Below are 365 nucleotides of genomic sequence, written 5' to 3' on the forward strand. Positions count from 1 at the left end.
GGCGCGAGAGTTGTCAGTAATAGTGCGTGTTGGAGGCTCCAGCTATTTTCCGAAGGCCGAGATTAAATCCTTCGGCAAGCAGAACGTTCAACAAGCCAACAGATCGCTGCATAGCACTCCAGTTCTCAGATCGGGAAAGGTATCAGAGAATCCGACGTTAGCATTAACCTCCAAAAGAATACGGTGATCCGCGCGGGCGACATTCCACGGTAAATATCAAGAACCAGTACCTTAGCATTTTCAGGCACATTGGCGAATAGCCTGCCGATTCTTAACGCTTCATCCTCAATACTGCCGTGAGAAATGGCACCGTCATGAGTAGTACGCGTCAGCCGCTTCAGCCTTTCAGAAAGATGGGCTTTGCG

Annotated in this window: 1 pseudogene; it reads right to left on the minus strand. The window is 49.9% G+C overall.

The annotated features are described in order from the left end of the window. Positions 1–22: 22 nt before the first annotated feature. Positions 23–365 (minus strand): annotated as a pseudogene (locus tag HBA93_RS19320) (Tn3 family transposase); the annotation flags it as partial.

Source organism: Ochrobactrum sp. SFR4, from assembly GCF_019730395.1.
Taxonomy (GTDB): Bacteria; Pseudomonadota; Alphaproteobacteria; order Rhizobiales; family Rhizobiaceae; genus Pseudochrobactrum.